Source organism: Bacillus sp. FSL W8-0223 (assembly GCF_038006805.1).
GTDB lineage: Bacteria > Bacillota > Bacilli > Bacillales > DSM-4216 > Bacillus_O > Bacillus_O smithii.
The window spans coordinates 3,238,103-3,258,724 of record NZ_JBBOVX010000001.1; the positions used below are offsets into that span (position 1 = coordinate 3,238,103).

Consider the following 20,622-nt stretch of genomic DNA (forward strand, 5'->3'; position numbering starts at 1 on the left):
TGAAAAGAGGCGATCCCTTTGAAAGTAAAACAAAATATCGGCATTTTGAATGCTTTGATTCGAATAACCTGCGGACTCACAATGCTTGCATGGGGGACAGCTAAGCTTTCCAAAAAGCCTTGGCGGCAATCGTATTTGTTCATCGCTTTCCTAGGGGCCATGCGGGTTGGAGAAGGAATTTTACAATATTGTCCGCTGACCGACCTATGGGAAAACGGTTCTTTCATGAACCAGCAGAATAACCAAAACCGGCAAAATCAGCAAAACCAACAGAATCAACAAAATCAGGCGAACCGTAAGGAAGACATCGACATTCCTTACAATCCGTCATAAATATCTAAATCCTCGAGAAGTTTTTTTCAAAATCAGCTTTCACGAGATTGATGACAGTCTAAATAACATTAAATTGCGTCAGAACGTTTTTTTCAAATAGGAGGGCGCAGTCTACAAACAAGAAGGCACTTAAACAGAAAGCGAATAGCCTGAACAATCTTGAAATGCCGCCTGAATGTTTCAAAAGAAACTATCAGGCGGTTGATGACAAGAGTTAAGCATTAAGCACTATGAAAGGCAATTTCAACTGACCAAAAGGAGTGAACGAAAAATGTACAATCGGACGTTTATGGAATATATCACACACTCGTCATTTGCACTTATTCTTCTCATTGGAAGTATTGCTGCTCTCATCTATATTTTTTTCCGCATGTCTAAGAGGAGAAACGAGCAATAGCCCTTGCACCGATATCTTTTCGGTAAAAAAATCCGGGCTGATCCAATTTTTTCATTTCCCGGTAGACTTGCTGCTGGGCTGCTTCTACCGATGCACCGCTAGCCGCAACCAACAGAACGCGGCCGCCGTCGGAACAAATGGCTCCTTTCTCACTTCGAATCGTTCCCGCATGATAAACCGTCGCCTGCTCAATTTCATCTAATCCCTTGATGGGGACTCCTTTTTGATACGATCCCGGGTAGCCTTCTGAAGCCAATACAACCCCAAGAACCGCTTCCTCTTTCCATTTGAGTTGTGGATCTTTTCCGGCCAGCACATCTAAAAATACCTGCGCCAAATCGGATTCCAATCGCGGCAAAACTACTTGAGTTTCAGGGTCTCCAAAACGGGCATTAAATTCGATCGTTTTAGGACCTTGTTTTGTCATCATCAAGCCGGCAAAGATAACCCCTGTGAACGGACATCCTTCTTTCACCATTGCCTTTGCACATGGCTCCAAAATTTCGCGGACGGATTGTTCGACGATGTCAGCCGGCAAATGTGGGACCGGTGAATAAGCCCCCATCCCGCCTGTGTTCGGTCCTTTATCGCCGTCATACGCCCGCTTATGGTCTTGAGCAGCGACCATAGGATATACTTTTTCGCCATGAACAAAGGCCATCAAAGAATATTCTTCCCCTTGCAGATATTCTTCAATCACCAATTTGGACGACGCTTCGCCGAATTTCTGATTCAAAAGCATTTCTTCCAGGGCCGATAACGCTTCTTCCAACGTCATGGCAACGGTAACCCCTTTTCCGGCTGCAAGCCCATCTGCTTTTAGCACGATAGGAGCCCCATGTTGGACAATATAAGCTTTTGCTTCTTCATACTCTTCAAATACGGCATAGGATGCTGTGGGGATCTGATACTTCTTCATCAATTCTTTTGCAAATGATTTGCTGCTTTCTAACTGGGCCGCCTTTTGATTAGGTCCGAAAACCGCTAATCCACGCTGTTGAAAATAATCCACAATCCCGGCAGCCAATGGATTTTCCGGACCGATTACCGTTAATTCGATGCCTTGTCTTTCCGCAAAATCGGCTAAACCGACAAAATCCATTTCGTCTATATTCACTAACTCCGCATCTTCAGCAATACCGGCATTGCCTGGAGCACAAAATACTTTTTCAACAAGCACGCTTTCATTCAGCTTTTTGCAGATCGCATGCTCCCGTCCGCCTCTGCCGACCACAAGGATCTTCAAACCAGCCACCTCTTTTCTCATATTCTCATTCGCCCTCAAAGATTAGGGGAGGTAAAAAGCCCTGTCAAAACAAGACTGTCGATCGTCGGGCCTTTTCATACTTCCCCAAACCGTTTAATGTTTAAAATGACGAACGCCTGTAAACACCATTGCGATTCCGTATTCATCCGCCTTTTTAATGGAATCCTCATCACGGATCGATCCTCCCGGCTGGATGATAGCGGTGATTCCTGCTTTGGCTGCAGCTTCTACCGTGTCGTCCATCGGGAAAAAGGCATCTGAAGCAAGGCAAGCTCCTTTTGCCAAGTCGCCGGCTTGTTCAAGAGCAATTTTGGCAGCGCCGACGCGATTCATTTGTCCTGCTCCGATTCCTAACGTTCTTTCTTCGTTGGCCACCACGATGGCATTGGACTTCACATGCTTGACTACCTTCCATCCAAGCTTCAAAGCTTCCCATTCTTCTGCAGTAGGCTCTCTCTTCGTCACCGTCTTCAGCTCAGCTTCATCCAGCGAGAACGTATCCGGATCTTGGACTAAGAGGCCGCCTTCAACCGATGTCAATACTTCTTCTTTTTTCTTCTCACCCGTAAAAGGAAGGACTAACAGCCGAATATTTTTCTTCTTGGTTAAAATGTCCAATGCTTCCTCTGTAAATTCAGGAGCCACCACAATCTCAAGGAAAATTTCATGCAGTTTTTCCGCCAGCTCTTTTCCGACCGGTCGATTAAGCGCCACAATCCCTCCAAAAATAGAAACCGGATCCGCTTCGTAAGCTTTTGCGTAGGCTTCTTCTATTGAATTTCCGATGCCCACTCCGCACGGATTCATATGTTTGACCGCAACAGCAGCCGGTTCTTGAAAATCTTTAATGATTTGCAAAGCAGCGTCCGCATCGCGAATGTTATTATAAGAAAGTTCTTTGCCGTGCAATTGCTTGGCTCTGGCAATGGAAAACTCCGAACCGAGCGGTTTTTGATAAAAAGCCGCCTTTTGGTGCGGATTTTCACCATAGCGAAGCGTTTGTTTCAATTCATATGTATAAGTGACTCTCTCCGGATTCTCTTCGCCGGCAAGACGGGTCATATATTGCGAAATTAAAGCATCGTAAGCAGCCGTATGCCTAAATACTTTGGCAGCCAGTTTTCTCTTAGTTTCTTTGCTGACTTTCCCGTTTTCTTTCAGCTCGTCCAGCACTTTTCCGTAATCAGCCGCATCGACCAGCACCGTGACATACTCATGGTTTTTCGCTGCGGATCGAAGCATAGTCGGCCCGCCGATATCAATATTTTCAATGGCTTCTTCCGGCGTAACATCCGCTTTTTCAATCGTTTGCTGGAAAGGATACAAATTGACGCAAACGATTTCGATGGGCTCAATTCCTTGTTCGTTCATTTGCCGTTGATGCAGTTCGTGATCCCATTTCGCCAGCAGCCCGCCATGAATAAGAGGATGAAGAGTCTTCACACGGCCTTCTAATATTTCCGGAAATCCAGTTATTTCTTCGACGGCTGTGACCGGGATTCCGTTTTCCGCCAAGATCGTTTTGGTGCCGCCGGTTGAAAGAATCTCAAATCCTAAAGAAACCAGTCCTTTTGCAAACTCCACGATCCCTTCTTTATTGGAAACACTGATTAATGCCCGTCTTTTCATAGTTGATCTCCCTTTCTATTCATCCAATAATTCATTGATGGTTTTCGGATATAACTCATGTTCAACAGCCTGGATTTTTTTCTGAAGCGTTTCTCTTGTGTCCTCAGCCAAAATGTTGACGCTTTGTTGAGCGATGATCGGCCCGGTATCCATTCCTTCATCGACAAAATGGATGGTAACCCCCGTCACTTTTACCCCGGCGTCCAAAGCTTGTCCAATGGCATCTTTTCCCGGAAACGCCGGCAAAAGCGAAGGATGAATATTCACGATACGGTTGCGATAACGATTTAAGAGTGTAGAGCCGATCAAACGCATGTAGCCGGCAAGGATGATCCATTCGACGCCCCTTTTGGCTAACTCTAATGCAATTTCGTTCTCAAACGCCTCTTTGGAAGGATACTCTTTTGCCCGAAAGGAAAACACAGGAATCCCCAAATGGCGTGCCCGTTTGACTACATAAGCATCCGGCTGATCGCATACAAGCAAGCAGATGTCCGCGTTTAGTTCCTTTCTTAAACTCGCTTCTGCCAGCGCCTGAAAATTGCTACCGTTTCCAGACGCGAATATCGCCACTTTTTTCATTAGTATCCAACCTCTCCAATCAGGAAATGCGGATTCCCTCTTGAGGAACCACCTGGCCGATTTTGAACGCTTTTTCTCCTATTTGTTCAAGATCATTTAAAACAGACTCCGCATCCGCTGCTGCGACGATCAAGACCAGCCCAATTCCCATGTTAAAAATATTATACATTTCTTTCCGATCCAGTTTTCCATATTCTTTTAGCACTTCGAAAATGGCTGGTATTTCCCATGTGCCTTCTGCAATTTCCGCACCGTATCCGGCCGGCAGAGCACGAGGTATATTTTCAATAAAGCCTCCGCCTGTAATATGGGCCATCCCTTTAATTGTACCTTTTTTATGAATACTTTGGATTTGCTTGACATAAATTCGTGTCGGTTCAATCAATGCTTCTCCCAGTGTCCCCTTCAAACCGTCCAATTGAGAGTCGATGTGCAATCGATGCTCTTCAAAGAAGATTTTTCTCACCAAAGAATAGCCATTGCTATGAATTCCGCTTGATGGAAGACCGATCAAAACATCACCTGGCCTAATTGCACTTCCCGAAATGAGCTCGCTTTTTTCGCACGCCCCTACCGCAAAGCCGGCCAGATCATATTCCCCGGGAGCGTACATGCCCGGCATTTCTGCTGTCTCTCCTCCGATTAAGGCGCACCCTGCTTGTTCGCAGCCGTCAGCAATTCCTTTCACAATTTGTTCTATTTTCTCCGGCTCATTTTTCCCACAAGCGAGATAATCGAGAAAAAAGATCGGACTGGCTCCTTGAACGAGGATGTCATTGACACACATGGCGACGCAATCGATGCCGATCGTATCGTGCTTATCCATCATAAAAGCAATTTTTAATTTGGTTCCCACACCATCTGTACCTGATACGAGAACAGGTTCTTTAAGCTGGAGGACGGATAAATCAAACAAACCGCCGAAACTTCCAAGTGCTCCCATCACCCCAAGCCTTTTCGTCCGTTCGACATGTTTTTTGATTCGTTCAACTGCTTCATACCCTGCTCCTATATCCACTCCAGCCGACTTATATGATTTTGCCATTCCCGGTCCTCCTCCATTTGCGTCCTTCTAACAATGTATTGGGAAACCATTTCGACTAAGATAAAGTTACCATCTGTTCTTTTCCTGCGGGATATATCTCCGTCGGATATTTTCCGGTAAAACAGGCCAAGCATTGCCCGCAATGATTTCCGTCTTTTGCATGGCCAATGGCCTCGATCATTCCTTCAAGGCTTAAAAAGGTTAAAGAATCCGCGCCAATCAATTGTTTGATTTCTTCTACAGAATGAGAAGAAGCAATTAATTCTTCTTTCGTTGATGTGTCAATCCCATAGAAACACGGATGGGTAATGGGGGGCGAACTGATGGCGACATGAACTTCTTTGGCGCCTGCTTCTCTCAAAAGCTGAACAATTCGTTTGCTGGTCGTACCACGGACAATCGAATCATCCACCATAATCACTCTTTTCCCATTGACGACACCGCGAACGGCAGAAAGCTTCATTTTCACTCCTTGTTCGCGCAGCGACTGGGATGGCTGGATAAACGTGCGTCCGACGTAGCGGTTTTTGATGAGGCCCAGTTCATATGGAATACCGGAAGCTTCTGCATAGCCGATGGCAGCGGAAATGCTGGAATCCGGAACTCCCGTGACGACATCCGCTTCGATGCCCGCTTCTTCGGCTAATTTTTTCCCCATGCTCTTTCTGGCGCTATGCACATTAATCCCGTGAAGGTTGCTGTCAGGGCGGGAAAAATAAACGTATTCCATTGTACAAATGGCTTGATTGCTTTTTAACGCAAACGGCTCCGAATACATTCCTTCATTGTTGATGATGATCAATTCCCCCGGCTCCACCTCCCGGACGAATTGAGCACCGACAACATCAAATGCACATGTTTCCGAAGCGATGCACACCGCATCCCCGAGCCGTCCAACGGAAAGCGGTCTTAATCCGTTCGGATCGAGGGCAACCATCAACTCCGTTTCCGTCATGATCAGAAATGCGTATGCGCCTTTTAGCATGGTTAACGCGTTTTTGACCTGATCTTTCAAATGGACAAAACCACTTCTTTTAATTAAATGAGCAAGTACTTCTGTATCCGAACTGGTTTGAAAAATGCTTCCTTGAGCTTCCAGCTGATATTTGAGCATGGTGGCATTGACCAAATTGCCATTGTGAGCGAGGGCCAAGCTCCCGGTCTGGGAATGGAAGAGAAGGGGCTGAACGTTTTCGTACCCTCCTCCGCCTGCTGTCGCGTAACGGACATGGCCGATTGCACCGTATCCATGCAAATTGTGGATGGCTTCACGACTGAAAACCTCTGTCACTAACCCTTCCCCTTTTAACCCCTTTAATTCGCAGCCGTCCGTTACGACAATTCCGGCTCCTTCTTGACCGCGGTGCTGTAAACTATGAAGGCCGTAATACGTGATCTGAGCAGCATTTTCATGTCCCCAAACGCCAAACACTCCGCATTCTTCGTTTAATCCTTTTATTTCAGCAAGCATGGGATAGCTCCTTTCCAGGCTTGTTCAAGCTCACTCACTTGCGCCTGCAAAATCGATTCATTTTCAGCAGATCGAATCGTTAAAAGCGGTTCGTCGACAACGCGGCCTACGCACACCGCGTCCGTCACAATCGTTTCAAAAAGGCTGCGATGTTCCGGTTTCACCGATAACACATAACGTGATTGCGTTTCGCTAAACAGTTCGCAAACGGCCTCGCCTTCAATTTTTATATCCGCTCCTAAGCCAGTGCCAAACAAACACTCTGACAACGCGACAGCCAATCCCCCTTCGGAAATATCATGAGCAGATTGTACGGTTTTCCTTTTAATGGCTTGCAGAATAGCTTGCTGCCTTTTTTGTTCTACCGCTAAATCGATTTCCGGCGCTTTACCGAAAATACGACCTTCCAGCATTTTTTGAAGTTCGCTGCCGCCGAAATCATTGTTCGCTTTCCCCACGACGTAAATATAATCGCCCGCTTGTTCAAACGTTTGTTTAGTAATGTGAGCCACGTCTTCAATCAGTCCAACCATGCCAACGACAGGAGTCGGATATATTGCCGTACCGTTTGTTTCATTGTAAAGCGATACGTTTCCTCCGATGACCGGAGTTTGAAGCGTCTTACAGGCTTCGCTCATTCCATCCACCGCTTTTTCCAGCTGCCAAAAGATTTCCGGCTTTTCCGGGCTGCCAAAATTCAAGCAGTCCGTAATAGCGAGAGGTTTACCGCCTGCACAAACAATATTGCGAGCGGCTTCAGCGACTGCAATTTTTCCTCCTGTTTCCGGGTCAAGATAGAGATAGCGGGAATTGCAGTCTGTTGTCATCGCCAGCGCTTTTTTCGTCCCGCGGATTCGAATGACCGCCGCATCTGAGCCAGGCGCTACGACTGTATTCGTTTGAACTTGATAGTCATATTGCTGGTACACCCATTCTTTGCTCGCAATGGTCGGCTGCGAAAGCAGTTTGATCAGCGTTTCTTTAAAATCTTTCACTTCAGGTGCCGGTGCATCGATTTGCTGAAATTCACGGAAATAGTCCGGTTCTTTAGAAGGTTTATGGTAAACCGGAGCATTTTCCGCCAATGCATCGACCGGAACTTCCGCTACGACTTCGCCGCGATGAGTCAGTCTCAACATGGAATCATCCGTTACTTTTCCAACGACGACTGCTTCCAATCCATACTTTTGAAAAAGAGAAACGACTTCTTCCTCTCTTCCTTTTTTGACAACGATCAGCATTCTCTCCTGCGATTCAGACAGCATCATTTCATAAGAAGTCATGCCCGTTTCCCGTTGAGGTACAAGATCGAGGTTCATTTCGATTCCCGATCCGGCTTTGCTTGCCATTTCGGCCGCTGAACTGGTCAATCCGGCTGCTCCCATATCTTGAATTCCGACAAGTGCATCTGATTTCACCAATTCAAGACAGGCTTCTAGCAGCAGCTTTTCCATAAAGGGATCCCCTACTTGGACAGCCGGGCGCTTTTCTTCGGATTGCTCACTTAATTCCTCCGAAGCAAAAGTGGCCCCGTGAATTCCGTCGCGACCTGTTTTCGCACCGACATACATGACGGAATTGCCTACTCCTACCGCTTGGCCTTTCTGAATATCTTGATGATCGATCAAGCCGACACACATTGCGTTCACCAGCGGATTCCCTTCATAAGAAGGATCAAATTGCACCTCGCCCCCAACCGTTGGAATGCCGATGCAATTTCCATAACCGGCGATGCCTGCCACTACTTCTTGAAATAAATATCGGACTCTGGAAGACTCCAATTCTCCAAATCTTAAAGAATTCAACAAAGCTACCGGCCTTGCCCCCATGGAAAACACATCGCGGATAATTCCCCCCACACCGGTTGCCGCACCTTGATACGGTTCAATGGCAGAAGGGTGGTTATGGCTTTCGATTTTAAAAACGACTGCCTGGCCATCACCGATATCGACAATGCCGGCTCCTTCCCCCGGTCCTTGCAAAACTCCTTCTCCCTCTGTGGGGAATTTTTTTAGCACTACTTTTGAATTTTTATAGCTGCAGTGTTCCGACCACATGACAGAAAAAAGACCGGTCTCCGTGTAGTTGGGAAGCCTTCCCAAAATCGATTCAATTTGCGCAAATTCTTCGTCACTAAGACCCATTTGCCGATACAATTTATTTTCTTTTATCTCATCCGGTTTTGGTTCAGTGCGTAGTAGCATACGATTCCCTCCACTGTTTGACAATCGATTGGAAAAGCTTAAGGCCATCACTGCTGCCCAGCAGTTCGCTCACCGCTCTTTCAGGATGCGGCATCATCCCAAGTACATTCCCTTTTTCATTGATAATCCCGGCAATGTCGGCAACAGAACCGTTCGGATTGTTCTGATACGTAAAGACAATTTGCTTGTTACGCTTTAACGTTTCAAGCGTCTTGTCATCGCAATAGTAGTTGCCTTCGCCATGAGCGATAGGGATTCGGATCGTCTCCCCTAATTCATAACCGTTTGTAAACATCGTTTCATTATTTTCTACAGTCAGTTCTACCGTTTTGCAAATAAACTTTAATTGATCGTTTTTTCTCATGGCGCCAGGTAAAAGCCCTGATTCCAGCAAAATCTGAAATCCATTGCAAACGCCAAGAATCGGTTTCCCTTCTTCTGCCGCTTCGACCACTTTTTCCATCACTTTAGAAAAGCGGGCAATGGCGCCTGACCGCAAATAATCGCCGTATGAAAAGCCTCCCGGGAGCAAAATACCATCGTATCCGCTCAGATCATCAGCATCGTGCCAAACGAATTCCGCTTCTTCCCCCAATTCATCTTTGACGGCGTGGTACATATCGGCATCGCAATTGGAACCGGGAAAGACAATCACCGCAAATTTCACTGGATGACACCCTCCTCTATCTCATAACGAAATTCCTCTATCACCGGGTTGGCCAATAATTTCTCACACATTTCTCTGACCACGACATCGATGTCTTGATCGCTCTCCTTCACAGTCAGCTCCATATATTTCCCTATACGGACATCCTCCACCTGTCCGAATCCAAGGCTGTGAAGGGAACGCTGTACAGCTCCCCCTTGAGGATCCAATACGCTTTCACGGAGTGTCACAAAAACTTTCACTTTATACATGTGTTTTCCCTCCTAATCTCGTAAGCACTTCGGTATAGGCATCGATTAAATTGCCAAGATTGCGGCGAAACACGTCTTTATCCAGCTTCCGATTCGTTTCTTTTTCCCAAAGCCTGCATGTATCAGGCGAAATTTCATCCGCAAGCAAAATTTGTCCTTGAGGATCTTTGCCAAATTCCAATTTGAAATCGATCAAACGAATATTTAAGGAATCAAATAAGGAAATCAAAAACTGGTTGACTTTCAACGCCATCTTTTTGATTTGTTCCATTTCTTCAGAAGAAGCGATTTTTAAGAAGCGAATATGGTCTTCTATGATCAAAGGATCCCCAAGTTCGTCGTCCTTTAAGTAGAATTCAATGATAGGCTCTTTTAACGGGATCCCTTCTTCTATCCCCAGCCTTTTCGCCATGCTTCCTGCAGAAACGTTTCGAACCACGACTTCAAGCGGGATAATCTTCACTCGTTTGATCAGCTGCTCATGATCTGAAACTTGTTGGATAAAATGAGTCGGAAGATCCAACTCTTCTTTCATTTTCGTAAAAATAAAACTGCTAATTTGGTTGTTGAGGCTTCCTTTTCCGGCAATTTCCGCTTTTTTCTCTCCGTTAAAAGCGGTCGCGGAATCTTTATATTCCACGAATAGAATATCTTCTTGGTCGGTTGCATAAATCTTTTTCGCTTTTCCTTCATACAATAGCTCGCCTTTTTTCAAGTTGTCCACCTCATTTTGGAATATTGATAATCTTCCGAATACAGCGGTTTTAAGAGAGGCCGACCGCTTTAAGCCCTCTTGCCTTTTTCGCAAACGCAAGAAACAGCCTAAAAGTCAGCCTCTTTTGCTTAGTCGTTCAAACCGAGACGATCAAAAATCGTATCGACATGTTTTAAATGATAGTGGTAATCGAAGCAATCATCGATTTCTTCTTTTGTCAACTTCGAGGTAATTTTTTCATCGCTTTCTACTAGTTGACGGAACGGCACTTGTTTTTCCCAAGCCTCCATGGCCCGCGGCTGAACGGTGTCATATGCCTCTTCACGTGTAAGGCCTTTTTCAATCAGGGCGAGCAAAACGCGTTGTGAATAAATAAGACCAAGCGTCTTTTCCATATTTCGTTTCATATTTTCCGGATAGACGGTCAAATTTTTCACGATATTGCCGAAGCGATTGAGCATGTAATTAAGGGCAATCGTCGCATCAGGCAAAATAATGCGTTCCGCAGAAGAATGGGAAATATCCCGTTCGTGCCATAGCGGTACGTTTTCATATGCAGTTTGCATATACCCTCTTACCACACGGGCCATTCCTGTCATGTTTTCCGATCCGATCGGATTCCGTTTATGAGGCATGGCCGATGATCCTTTTTGGCCTTTCGCGAAAAACTCCTCCACTTCTCTCGTTTCGCTCTTTTGAAGTCCGCGAATTTCCACGGCAAATTTTTCGATCGACGTCGCGATTAAAGCGAGCGTGCTCATGTAGTATGCGTGACGGTCGCGCTGAAGCGTTTGAGTGGAAATAGGCGCCGGTTTGAGGCCTAATTTTTGGCATACATATTGTTCAACAAATGGATCGATATTCGCATAAGTGCCAACGGCTCCGGAGATTTTTCCGTACTGCACTCCTTCAGCCGCTCGTTTGAACCGTTCCAAATTCCGCTTCATTTCTTCGTGCCAAAGCGCCATCTTTAACCCAAAAGTAGTTGGTTCCGCATGGACTCCATGAGTTCTTCCCATCATCACGGTATATTTATGTTCTTTCGCTTTTTGGCGAAGAATTTCAATAAAGTTTTCCAAATCTTTAAGCAAAATCTCATTTGCCTGCTTAAGCAAGTACGATAGGGCTGTATCGACAACGTCAGTAGACGTCAATCCATAATGAACCCATTTTCGCTCTTCGCCAAGCGTTTCCGATACGGCTCTTGTAAAAGCCACTACATCATGGCGAGTTTCTTCTTCAATTTCTTTAATGCGGCGAATATCAAAGCCGGCATTCTCCCGGATTTTTTTCACATCTTCTTTCGGGATAACTCCCAGTTCCGCCCACGCCTCGCAAGCAAGAATTTCCACTTCCAGCCAAGCGTTGAAGCGGTTTTCCTCAGTCCAAATCGCCCCCATCTCCGGGCGGGTGTAACGATCGATCATCTTATACTGCCTCCGATCTTTTCTTCTTTTGCGCTCCAAATCCTGCTATCGTCTATTTCTTGCAATGTTTTCTCAAGATCGTCGGTCAAGACGGTGATATGCCCCATTTTTCTTTTCTCTTTCGCTTCTTTTTTTCCGTATAAATGAAACGACCAGTCCGGGTGGCGATGGAATTCGTTTAACGCCCCCTCTAAATGCTTGCCTAGAACATTGACCATAACAGCCGGTTTTAACAACTCCGTTTTCTGGAAAGGCCAATTGCAAATCGCTCGTATATGCTGTTCAAATTGAGACGCCTCGCAAGCTTCGATCGAATAATGGCCGGAATTGTGAGGTCTGGGGGCCAGTTCGTTTATATAAATCTCACCGTTTGAGCACACGAACATCTCCACCGCCAGCGTTCCGATCAGTTCCAAATAGTCGGCGATCTTGAGCGCCAATTTCACCGCTTTTTGTTTGACATCCCCGTCCACTCTTGCCGGAACAATGGTTTGATGCAAAATATTCTCGACATGAATATTTTCGCCAACGGGCAAAAAGCTGACTTCGCGATCCGGATTGCGAAATACAATCACTGAAATTTCCGTCGTAAACGGAATCCATTTTTCCAATACACACGGACCTGATTGCAGCAATTCGGCTGCCTTTTCGATCTCGCTTTCGCGGCGAATCACATACTGGCCTTTTCCGTCATAACCGCCTCTTGAGGTTTTTAAAACAGCAGGATAACCAAGCTTTTTTATCTTATCATATAGTTCGTTTTCTTCGTAAATCACTTCATAAGGGGCCACCGGCACACCCGCTTTTGTGATCGCATCTTTCTCTAAAATCCGATCCTGAGTAATGCGAATCAATTCGGCTCCTTGCGGAAGATAGGCTCTTTGCTCGAGCCACCGCAATGACTCATAATCGATGTTTTCAAATTCGTACGTGATCACATCGCTTATTTGAGCAAGCCGCGCCAAAGCGTTTTGGTCATCGTAGGCCGCCGTAATTTCCACATCAGCCACTTGACCGCACGGCGAATCTTCCGCAGGATCCAATACAGCGATTCGAAACCCTTTTTCTTTTGCTGCCAGTGCCATCATTCTGCCTAGCTGGCCGCCGCCAATAATTCCAATCGTTTTTCCTGGCATAATGACTGGATTAGTCAAGTTGATCACTGCTTTCTAGTACTTTTTCTTTCAGCTCAATTCGTCGGTTTTCCAATTTGCGGGCAATGTCGGGATTCTCAATCGATAATATTTGCGCTGCCAGCAAACCGGCGTTCGTGGCGCCAGCACGCCCAATCGCTACTGTAGCCACCGGGATGCCGCCGGGCATTTGTACGATCGATAACAGGGAATCTAAACCATTTAATGTTTTGGATTGAACCGGAACTCCGATCACGGGAAGAGTCGTTTTAGCCGCTACCATCCCTGGCAAATGCGCGGCTCCACCCGCTCCTGCGATAATCACTTTGATCCCTCGATCTCTGGCACTTTCGGCATAATCAAACATCAAATCAGGAGTGCGATGTGCCGAAACGACTTTTTTCTCATATTCAATTTCTAATTCATCCAATACTTCACAGGCGTTTTTCATCGTTTCCCAATCCGATGCGCTTCCCATAATCACTCCTACTTCCGCCGGCATTTCCATCCCTCCACATGATGCAGTCTTATATAACAAAAAAACCCGGCTTCACATACTTTCTTTGAGAGAAAGCAGTGAATCCGGGTAAGAAAAGACCAATTAAAAGCCTTTTATGGCAGGACTCATCGAAGAAAGATTTCTTCTTCCAATGGCGCTGCACATGGAATGAACGGCTTTCAGAACATAGTGCAATCGCCATCCTGAAGATGCCTCTTTCATTCACAGTTTTCCAGATAGCTACTTTCCCTCATAGTCCGATTATTTACGGTAATCGGGTAGAGACTTACGAGCCATATTCTCGTGATTATATGAGGGCTATTGAGTTGACAACTCCATCTTAACAATGAAAACAAGCCATTGTCAACAAAATTTTTCGAACAATAAAAACAGTCTCAATAGAAAACGTTCGGGTTTAACCTTCTTTTTTCCCTTCAAACTTTATAATTCGCCCAACAGGAACATATTCTATTTTTCCGTTTATGTTCTTTTCTTGAAAGATGGGTTCTTCCGTTCTTCTAACGGGTTTATATCCTTCTTCGGACATTCGTGCCAATAATTGATCAATGGTTTCATTTTCTTTCATCTCAAATATCTTCTTTTTACTCATCAGAGCAGCTTCCTTTTTCCATCATTCGACCATATCGATTGATACCTGTACAATTTATGGATAGAGTATTTTTACTGTTGCGTTTTATTTTAAATCATACAGCCTCTCTGTCAAGATGCTATAACGATTTGTTCTTCTCTGTCCTATAGCAGTAACAGCCGATCCACAATAGATTTGTAAAAACTTTATAATCATCTGCCGCACCTGCCTCTCGGCTTTGTGAACCATTTCAAATTCCCAACTCCTGTATCAAATGCTGAAATGTATAAAACGCCGGTTTCGGAGTATAATCATCCCGCATGATGCCAAATTGGTGAAAGAGATCATCTTTGGAACTGTCTGCATCCCTGAGACCAAAAAGCTCATAATGTGTGATATTGAGTTCTTGACGCAGATTATAAACGGTCCGTATGATCGTCTCTAGTACTTCAGATTGATGTTCGTAAGATCTGTCTTTGCCTACAAAAGGGTTTTTGCCCGTAGGCCATCCGTTTTCGGTAATGCGAATAGGGATGCAATCAGGTATACCGGCTGTCTTCAGATTCACTTCACGAAAACGCCGCAGCAAGTCCTCAACGGAAGCTGGGACTTTTTCCAATGAGAGCGGCTGTTCAAATACATCTACATAAAAATTATGCGCGACATAATCCAAAGAATCTATGAAAACCTCTCCGCCAATTTCAGCAAGGTTTTCCCAGAAATGCGGAACCACTTTCGGACCGTTATCCGGCACAGATCCAAATCCGATATCCACACGAACGTTCGCTGCTTCTGCTTCTTCTTTTGCTGCAATAACCCCTTGCACCAACAATGGCAGGATGTTAGGGTTTGATCCGTCCATAAAGCTCAAATTAGGTTCATTCGTAATTTGCAGCGAGTCAATATAAGAACCATACTCTCTAATGATTTTCCTAATAAGCGCGAGCCAGTGATTCATTTCTATGTTTGGAGCCAAAGAACCTACTACCAAGTCCCCCATTAATCCCAAACGAACATATTTCTCCACGATCGACAAAAGCTTCTCTCCCGAATCAGCAGGTCCTGTATAAACGAGATAAATTCTTGGCAACAGCGATTTAGATTCTCCTCGAAGACGTTTTAAGGCCATTTGAATTTGCTCATAGTTGTCTTGAGGTCCTACAGCTAAACCGGCAGGCGTACCGGCTACACTAAGCGGATAGATTCCAAACTGCAACCCGGATGAAAGCATAAAAAACGCTCCTTTTTCTTGTATTGGATAAAGCAAATAGTAAATAAATATTTATTATTTATATGAAACAATAAATATATATTTAATTTCCATACTAACAATATACTAAAATATCGATAAAAACAGGTAGAAAAGTAAATTATTTTTACCTATCACCTGCGTTTATAATAAATAATTATTTACTTTATTGTCAACAGGATTTTGGAATACAGAAGAGACGTACAGTACATTTTTACAACAAATTATTTTAGAAGGACCGGGAAAAGTCAGAGAAATCATGCGCCGAGCTAATCCAGATTAATCCGTGAAAACGTCATTCATCTTTTGAGGAGGTTCCCGTACTCAGGTATTTTTGGATCTTATGATGCAATAATCAACAAAATCATTCTCGAAATCCATCAAACAAAAAATTTCTCTCTTCTTACAAAATCACTACCTTGCAACAAAAAAATCCACCTTCCTTACCTGCTCCAATTTCAACTCCCAGAAAGTAGCTTGAATCGATAAGCTCCTTTTCTCCTCTTCATTCCTTGGCTCAATATCAAAAATACGTTTCCAGCTATCCACAATTTTCTGATGATAATAAGGGTCCGGAAGCGGCTTTTGCTGATAATAATCCAGCCCTCTTTTCTTTATTTCTTTGTCGAATAATTCCCCGTCTTCTTCATTTTCTTCGAGGTACCAATAATTCAGTACGTAATGCCATTTATCAAAATCGCTCAAAACAACCTGTTCATCAGGTATGTCTATTTCGAGACGTACACCTCTCGTTCCTTTCTCCAGAAAACCCGAAAAACGGAGGTCCGGACGAATATGCACGCCATTCCATTGTTTCCATGCCCAGACAGGGTACGATTCTTTTTCCGGTCTTGGCCCCAATCGTTTCTCCATTTCAATTATAAGCCAGTCGTACGAATCGAGGAAATCTTCATAAACAAGCTCCTTCGCACCACGATAAAAACCTTGTTGCTGCAACCATTCCCACACTTCAACAGGATGGATAGTCCATAGTTTCATCTTCATACCCCCTTAAAAGGATCATGATGTAAAAAAGCTTTCCTGTACAGCCAAAAGGAAGGAGATCATTCGTCTACTATCATCAGGATGAATATAACAACCTAACCCAAAACCGCATAATAAAAGAGGACCTTCATGCCAAATGACAAAGTCGTCTGGCCATGAACAAAGTTTAAAGTGTGATTTCTTTCCTCCCTTTACTTATTCTAAATTCTTACCGAATGGCAATTTGTGTTTATAGAATATTTGAGCTCCTTTTGATCCTGACGATTTGAAATCGAGTAGGAGGGGGTGATTAACCCCCGTCCTCTCACACCACCGTACGTACGGTTCCGTATACGGCGGTTCAATCAAGATAAATGACGCAAGTCTTTATAACTTCCGTGAATAGCTGTTCTCTTTATGCCAGTGGTCACTCCACCCTCCAAGAGGTCCCCCACGGGATTCACCGTTTCCTTCCTCAAGTGAGGTACTACGTTTTCTGTGTTCAACATGACACACTGAATGCAAAGGGCTATTCTCTCTTAATTGTTCAGTCCTTCCGAATTGTTCTAGACCAATTCGTACTATGACCTCTGCTGACTTCTGATGGCTCAGCTACTTATCACTAAGTAGGTTATGAAGGGTACTTCACGTATCCATCAGACCTCCCCGGGTAAGAGTGTAATCTTTCCTTCCATCCATCTGCTTCATTTACTCTGTATCACCTTCGGCAGAAAGGGCTTTGTTTTGTTGTGCAAACTCACCCAGTGATACCTAGCCTCATATGAAGTTCGTGTTCCTCAGATCGGAAGTTTGCCGCCCGCTTCCTTCAGATTCCGCGTCACCACGGACACCCTTGCGTTAATCTAACTGCTACTTCTGCCTTCGCAGCTCGGGACTTTCACCCTATAGATTACACCCATGCCGGGCGCACACAAGAAAGCCGTTCACGCCAAAAGCATGAACGGCTTTCTTTACCCGGATATTTCATCTTTATCAATGAAGCGGACGTTAAGCAATGCAATCATCGCTTTCTGTCCTGATGGGCTATTTTTGAATCGAAATGATGTTTTCTTCTTTCAAATCGACTTTACCTTGCTTTTCAATTACAACTTGTTCCCCTTCTTGAAGGTTTGTAAAAATAATCGGAGTAATCACAGACGGTGCCTTGCTTTTCACTAAATCAAGATCCACTTTCAACAAAGGCTGTCCGGCTTCTACATGGTCGTCTTGGTTCACAAGCGCCTCAAAACCTTCGCCATTCAGTTTCACTGTATCAATACCCACGTGAATTAAAATTTCTCTTCCGCCGTCGGACAAAATACCGATTGCGTGCTTAGTCGGGAACAGGTTCACAATTTTTCCGTTAACCGGCGATACAACAGTTCCTTCTTCCGGCAATATAGCAAAGCCGTCTCCCATCATTTTTTCTGCAAAGACTGGATCAGGAACTTCTGCAAGCGGCTTAATTTCCCCTTTTAATGGAGAAATAATCGCTTCATTTCGGTCAATTTCATTTTGAAGAGGCGTTGGATTCACTTCTTCTACTTGCTGTTTAACTTCCTGATTCATATCAGGAGTTGTTGCTTTGCGCGGCGCTTTGCCTTTCATAATATCTTGCATTTGCGTTTTAATCGTGTCGGAACGTGGTCCGAAAATAGCTTGAATATTGTTTCCAACTTCCAATACTCCGGAAGCGCCCAGTTTTTTCAAACGTTCCTTATCCACTTCTTTAGGATCATTTACTTGAACGCGCAGACGAGTGATACAAGCATCCAGCGAAGCAATATTGCTTTGTCCACCCATTGCTTCCAAAATATTGTAGGCAAGGTCTCCAGATCCGCTATCTGCTGTTTCTTTTCCATCGTTCGATTCTTCATCATCTTCGCGACCAGGCGTTTTTAAATTGAACTTGCGGATGGCAAATCGGAAACCGAAATAATAGATGACGGAAAAGACTAATCCGACCGGTATCACGAGCCACCAATGAGTTTGTGGATTCAAAACACCAAAGAGAATAAAGTCAATTAATCCCCCTGAGAATGTCAACCCGATTTTGACATTTAAAATATGCATAATCATAAATGACAGTCCGGCAAAAACAGCGTGAATCGCAAACAACACAGGTGCTACGAATAAGAAGGAGAATTCAATCGGCTCTGTAATCCCTGTCAAGAAAGAAGTCAAAGCCGCTGAAGCCATTAAACCTCCAACCACTTTTTTCTTTTCAGGTTTAGCTTCGTGGTAAATAGCCAGCGCAGCAGCAGGAAGACCAAACATCATGAACGGATATTTACCCGTCATAAATGTACCAGCCGTCAAATTCTTGACTCCATCTTTAATTTGAGCCATAAAGATCGCTTGGTCTCCGTGAACCACTTCTCCTGCTTTGTTCGTATATTGTCCAAACTCAAACCAGAACGGAGCATAGAAGATATGATGCAATCCAAATGGAATCAGCGAACGTTCAATGACACCGAAAATAAAGGCAGACAACGTCAAGTTTGCATTCAACAAGTTATTGGAGAAAGCATTTAAACCTGATTGGATAGGCGGCCAAATAACAATCATGATCAATCCAAGAATTAAAGAAGATACAGCCGTCACAATCGGAACAAAACGTTTTCCCGCAAAAAATCCTAAATAAGATGGAAGCTCAATATTAAAGTATTTATTGTAGAGAATTGAAGCTAATATACCAACAATAATCCCGCCGAATACACCGGTTTGCAGCGTAGGAATGCCGAGAACGGTTGCATAGGAAGGATCATGAGCAGCCATTTTAGGAGTGACACCAAGCACAACTCCCATCGTAACATTCATGATCAGGAAGCCGACGATTGCAGCAAGTCCAGCTACCCCTTCTCCTCCGGCCAAACCAATGGCAACCCCGACGGCAAATAGAAGGGCTAGATTCGAAAAGATAATTCCACCGGCTTCTTCCATTACTTTTGCTACCATTTCCACCCAACCGGTATGCAGAAACGGAGCAATATCGACTAGCGTCGGGTTTTGTAAAGCGTTTCCAAGAGCAAGCAAAATTCCGGCAGCCGGTAAAATGGCGACTGGAAGCATCAAAGCTTTACCCACTTTTTGGAGAACGCTGAAGAATTTCTTAAACATATACGTTACCTCCATTCTGTTATTGCATAAACAAAAAAGCATGAGTGAAGAAGCAATAAAAACAAGCAGTACAAAGGGTAGTGTTCCCTTGTGTTCTTGTTTCTATCAACTTCTTTACTCATGCCTGATCGAATCAGTAACACGTAAAGAATTGCTATTCTTTTGTTTCGCACGTAAACGCTGCAAATGCATCGTTAAATAAGTGGCTTCCGCTTCATAAACCGGTTTCTTCAGCGTCTGCTGCATAATTTTGATTAGCTTCCATGAAAGATTGTAGCATAGAGGGTATTCTTTTTTCAATAGTTCTTTTATTTTTTTTGAATCTTCCAATGCTTCTCCTTTTTGCACCCTGTCAATGGTATAGCGAAGATGGCGGATGAGCCGCATATATTCCACACTATTTCTATCGATTTCCATTCCAAGATTTTCTTCCATCGTGCGAACAAGAGTGGACAATAACTGGGAATATTGATTAATCTCCGAAAGTTGTTTATCTGTTAAGGCACTGTGAATATGCAAAGCAATAAAGCCTACTTCCCCTTCCGGCAGCTTGATGTTGGCCGCTTCATGAATAAAATCCACTACTTCTTCAGCGATTTCATATTCAAAAGGATACATCGCTTTTGTTTCATTTAGAAAAGGATTTTTAATAACCATTCCTTTCATAAGCCTGTTCATCGCGAAAAGCAGGTGATCCGTGAGCGCAACGTGGATATGCTCATTTAAAGTGCCGCGTGTTCGTTTTTTTATGATTTCTAAAGAGGAAATAATTACATTCAGCGTTTTTTCATCGAGGTAGGGCAATAATTTTTTGTAATGTTCTTGTTCATTTTCATTTTTAAGGACAAATATTTTTTCGATAATATCTTGATGGATCACATCTCCTTTTTTCCTTTGGAAACCGATTCCTTTCCCAATCAGTACGACTTCGTTGTTCTTGTCATCAGCAGCGATCAAAACATTATTATTAAGGACTTTTTTCACTACATATTTAACCATTTGAAATCTCCTCTTGTGATTCACCGCTGCAATAAGCAACAGCTTCGTCCTCCTTATATTA

19 protein-coding genes and 1 riboswitch are annotated in these 20,622 nt (G+C 44.1%); of the genes, 2 read left to right on the plus strand and 17 right to left on the minus strand.

Going from position 1 to position 20,622, the window contains the following annotated elements; genetic code table 11:
* Window positions 1-18: 18 nt before the first annotated feature.
* Together NST81_RS15510 and NST81_RS17700 are read left to right on the plus strand one after the other, a co-directional pair.
* Window positions 19-333, plus strand: a complete 315-nt coding sequence (locus NST81_RS15510; RefSeq protein WP_341030218.1) for a YgaP family membrane protein — start codon at window positions 19-21, stop codon at window positions 331-333.
* A 289-nt stretch (window positions 334-622) separates the two neighbouring features.
* Window positions 623-730, plus strand: coding sequence for an EYxxD motif small membrane protein (locus NST81_RS17700; protein WP_412677267.1), 108 nt, complete (start codon window positions 623-625; stop codon window positions 728-730).
* On the opposite strand, the gene purD is transcribed toward NST81_RS17700, so the two are convergent.
* The 17 genes from purD to glcT form a co-directional block, all read right to left on the minus strand.
* Window positions 708-1,976, minus strand: a complete 1,269-nt coding sequence (purD, locus tag NST81_RS15515) for a phosphoribosylamine--glycine ligase (RefSeq protein WP_341030506.1) — start codon at window positions 1,974-1,976, stop codon at window positions 708-710. The two genes, NST81_RS17700 and purD, sit on opposite strands and share 23 nt — an antisense overlap.
* 114 nt (window positions 1,977-2,090) lie before the next feature.
* On the minus strand, window positions 2,091-3,626 hold the full coding sequence (gene purH, locus NST81_RS15520) for a bifunctional phosphoribosylaminoimidazolecarboxamide formyltransferase/IMP cyclohydrolase (protein WP_327797159.1): 1,536 nt from the start codon (window positions 3,624-3,626) through the stop codon (window positions 2,091-2,093).
* Between the two features lie 15 nt (window positions 3,627-3,641).
* Window positions 3,642-4,208, minus strand: a complete 567-nt coding sequence (gene purN / locus NST81_RS15525; protein ID WP_327804621.1) for a phosphoribosylglycinamide formyltransferase — start codon at window positions 4,206-4,208, stop codon at window positions 3,642-3,644.
* Window positions 4,209-4,227: 19 nt separating this feature from the next.
* Complete coding sequence (gene purM, locus NST81_RS15530; RefSeq protein WP_341030219.1) at window positions 4,228-5,253, minus strand: phosphoribosylformylglycinamidine cyclo-ligase; 1,026 nt, start codon at window positions 5,251-5,253, stop codon at window positions 4,228-4,230.
* A gap of 55 nt (window positions 5,254-5,308) precedes the next feature.
* Window positions 5,309-6,724 carry an amidophosphoribosyltransferase gene (gene purF / locus NST81_RS15535; protein WP_003354082.1) on the minus strand — a complete coding sequence of 472 codons (1,416 nt, stop codon included), beginning with the start codon at window positions 6,722-6,724 and terminating at the stop codon, window positions 5,309-5,311.
* Window positions 6,709-8,928, minus strand: coding sequence for a phosphoribosylformylglycinamidine synthase subunit PurL (gene purL, locus NST81_RS15540; protein ID WP_328201164.1), 2,220 nt, complete (start codon window positions 8,926-8,928; stop codon window positions 6,709-6,711). The genes purF and purL overlap by 16 nt, the downstream gene beginning before the upstream one ends.
* Window positions 8,912-9,595, minus strand: coding sequence for a phosphoribosylformylglycinamidine synthase subunit PurQ (gene purQ / locus NST81_RS15545; RefSeq protein ID WP_328201162.1), 684 nt, complete (start codon window positions 9,593-9,595; stop codon window positions 8,912-8,914). Before purQ ends, purL begins: the two co-directional genes overlap by 17 nt.
* Complete coding sequence (purS, locus tag NST81_RS15550) at window positions 9,592-9,846, minus strand: phosphoribosylformylglycinamidine synthase subunit PurS (protein WP_003354079.1); 255 nt, start codon at window positions 9,844-9,846, stop codon at window positions 9,592-9,594. The genes purQ and purS overlap by 4 nt, the downstream gene beginning before the upstream one ends.
* Entirely contained in the window at window positions 9,839-10,561 is a 723-nt protein-coding gene (purC, locus tag NST81_RS15555; protein WP_341030221.1) for a phosphoribosylaminoimidazolesuccinocarboxamide synthase, read from the minus strand. The genes purS and purC overlap by 8 nt, the downstream gene beginning before the upstream one ends.
* A 128-nt stretch (window positions 10,562-10,689) precedes the next feature.
* Complete coding sequence (gene purB, locus NST81_RS15560) at window positions 10,690-11,988, minus strand: adenylosuccinate lyase (protein WP_003354077.1); 1,299 nt, start codon at window positions 11,986-11,988, stop codon at window positions 10,690-10,692.
* The gene (purK, locus tag NST81_RS15565; RefSeq protein WP_048624114.1) at window positions 11,985-13,142 is read right to left on the minus strand and encodes a 5-(carboxyamino)imidazole ribonucleotide synthase; all 1,158 of its coding nucleotides are present in this window, start codon (window positions 13,140-13,142) and stop codon (window positions 11,985-11,987) included. Before purK ends, purB begins: the two co-directional genes overlap by 4 nt.
* Window positions 13,135-13,623 (minus strand): 5-(carboxyamino)imidazole ribonucleotide mutase, encoded by a 489-nt coding sequence (gene purE / locus NST81_RS15570; RefSeq protein WP_328201152.1) that lies wholly within the window; start codon window positions 13,621-13,623, stop codon window positions 13,135-13,137. The genes purK and purE overlap by 8 nt, the downstream gene beginning before the upstream one ends.
* A gap of 230 nt (window positions 13,624-13,853) precedes the next feature.
* A riboswitch (purine riboswitch) is annotated at window positions 13,854-13,955 on the minus strand.
* Between the two features lie 80 nt (window positions 13,956-14,035).
* Window positions 14,036-14,230, minus strand: a complete 195-nt coding sequence (locus tag NST81_RS15575; RefSeq protein WP_048624115.1) for an NETI motif-containing protein — start codon at window positions 14,228-14,230, stop codon at window positions 14,036-14,038.
* A 229-nt stretch (window positions 14,231-14,459) separates the two neighbouring features.
* Window positions 14,460-15,440 (minus strand): hypothetical protein, encoded by a 981-nt coding sequence (locus NST81_RS15580; protein WP_341030223.1) that lies wholly within the window; start codon window positions 15,438-15,440, stop codon window positions 14,460-14,462.
* Window positions 15,441-15,872: 432 nt separating this feature from the next.
* Complete coding sequence (locus tag NST81_RS15585; protein ID WP_341030225.1) at window positions 15,873-16,457, minus strand: DUF3841 domain-containing protein; 585 nt, start codon at window positions 16,455-16,457, stop codon at window positions 15,873-15,875.
* A 1,029-nt stretch (window positions 16,458-17,486) separates the two neighbouring features.
* A complete protein-coding gene (gene ptsG, locus NST81_RS15590) occupies window positions 17,487-19,562 on the minus strand; it encodes a glucose-specific PTS transporter subunit IIBC (RefSeq protein ID WP_341030226.1) in 2,076 nt (691 codons plus the stop codon).
* Window positions 19,563-19,676: 114 nt separating this feature from the next.
* Window positions 19,677-20,561 (minus strand): glucose PTS transporter transcription antiterminator GlcT, encoded by an 885-nt coding sequence (glcT, locus tag NST81_RS15595; protein ID WP_327797169.1) that lies wholly within the window; start codon window positions 20,559-20,561, stop codon window positions 19,677-19,679.
* Between the last annotated feature and the right edge of the window lie 61 nt (window positions 20,562-20,622).

Bases quoted from the DNA above. Each gene is read 5' to 3' on its own strand.
- NST81_RS17700 (WP_412677267.1), top strand. From the start codon at position 623: ATGGAATATATCACACACTCGTCATTTGCACTTATTCTTCTCATTGGA.
- purH (WP_327797159.1), bottom strand. From the start codon at position 3,626: ATGAAAAGACGGGCATTAATCAGTGTTTCCAATAAAGAAGGGATCGTG.
- purN (WP_327804621.1), bottom strand. From the start codon at position 4,208: ATGAAAAAAGTGGCGATATTCGCGTCTGGAAACGGTAGCAATTTTCAG.
- purM (WP_341030219.1), bottom strand. From the start codon at position 5,253: ATGGCAAAATCATATAAGTCGGCTGGAGTGGATATAGGAGCAGGGTAT.
- purF (WP_003354082.1), bottom strand. From the start codon at position 6,724: ATGCTTGCTGAAATAAAAGGATTAAACGAAGAATGCGGAGTGTTTGGC.
- purL (WP_328201164.1), bottom strand. From the start codon at position 8,928: ATGCTACTACGCACTGAACCAAAACCGGATGAGATAAAAGAAAATAAA.
- purS (WP_003354079.1), bottom strand. From the start codon at position 9,846: ATGTATAAAGTGAAAGTTTTTGTGACACTCCGTGAAAGCGTATTGGAT.
- purB (WP_003354077.1), bottom strand. From the start codon at position 11,988: ATGATCGATCGTTACACCCGCCCGGAGATGGGGGCGATTTGGACTGAG.
- purE (WP_328201152.1), bottom strand. From the start codon at position 13,623: ATGCCGGCGGAAGTAGGAGTGATTATGGGAAGCGCATCGGATTGGGAA.
- NST81_RS15575 (WP_048624115.1), bottom strand. From the start codon at position 14,230: ATGAGTAAAAAGAAGATATTTGAGATGAAAGAAAATGAAACCATTGAT.
- NST81_RS15580 (WP_341030223.1), bottom strand. From the start codon at position 15,440: ATGCTTTCATCCGGGTTGCAGTTTGGAATCTATCCGCTTAGTGTAGCC.
- NST81_RS15585 (WP_341030225.1), bottom strand. From the start codon at position 16,457: ATGAAACTATGGACTATCCATCCTGTTGAAGTGTGGGAATGGTTGCAG.
- ptsG (WP_341030226.1), bottom strand. From the start codon at position 19,562: ATGTTTAAGAAATTCTTCAGCGTTCTCCAAAAAGTGGGTAAAGCTTTG.
- glcT (WP_327797169.1), bottom strand. From the start codon at position 20,561: ATGGTTAAATATGTAGTGAAAAAAGTCCTTAATAATAATGTTTTGATC.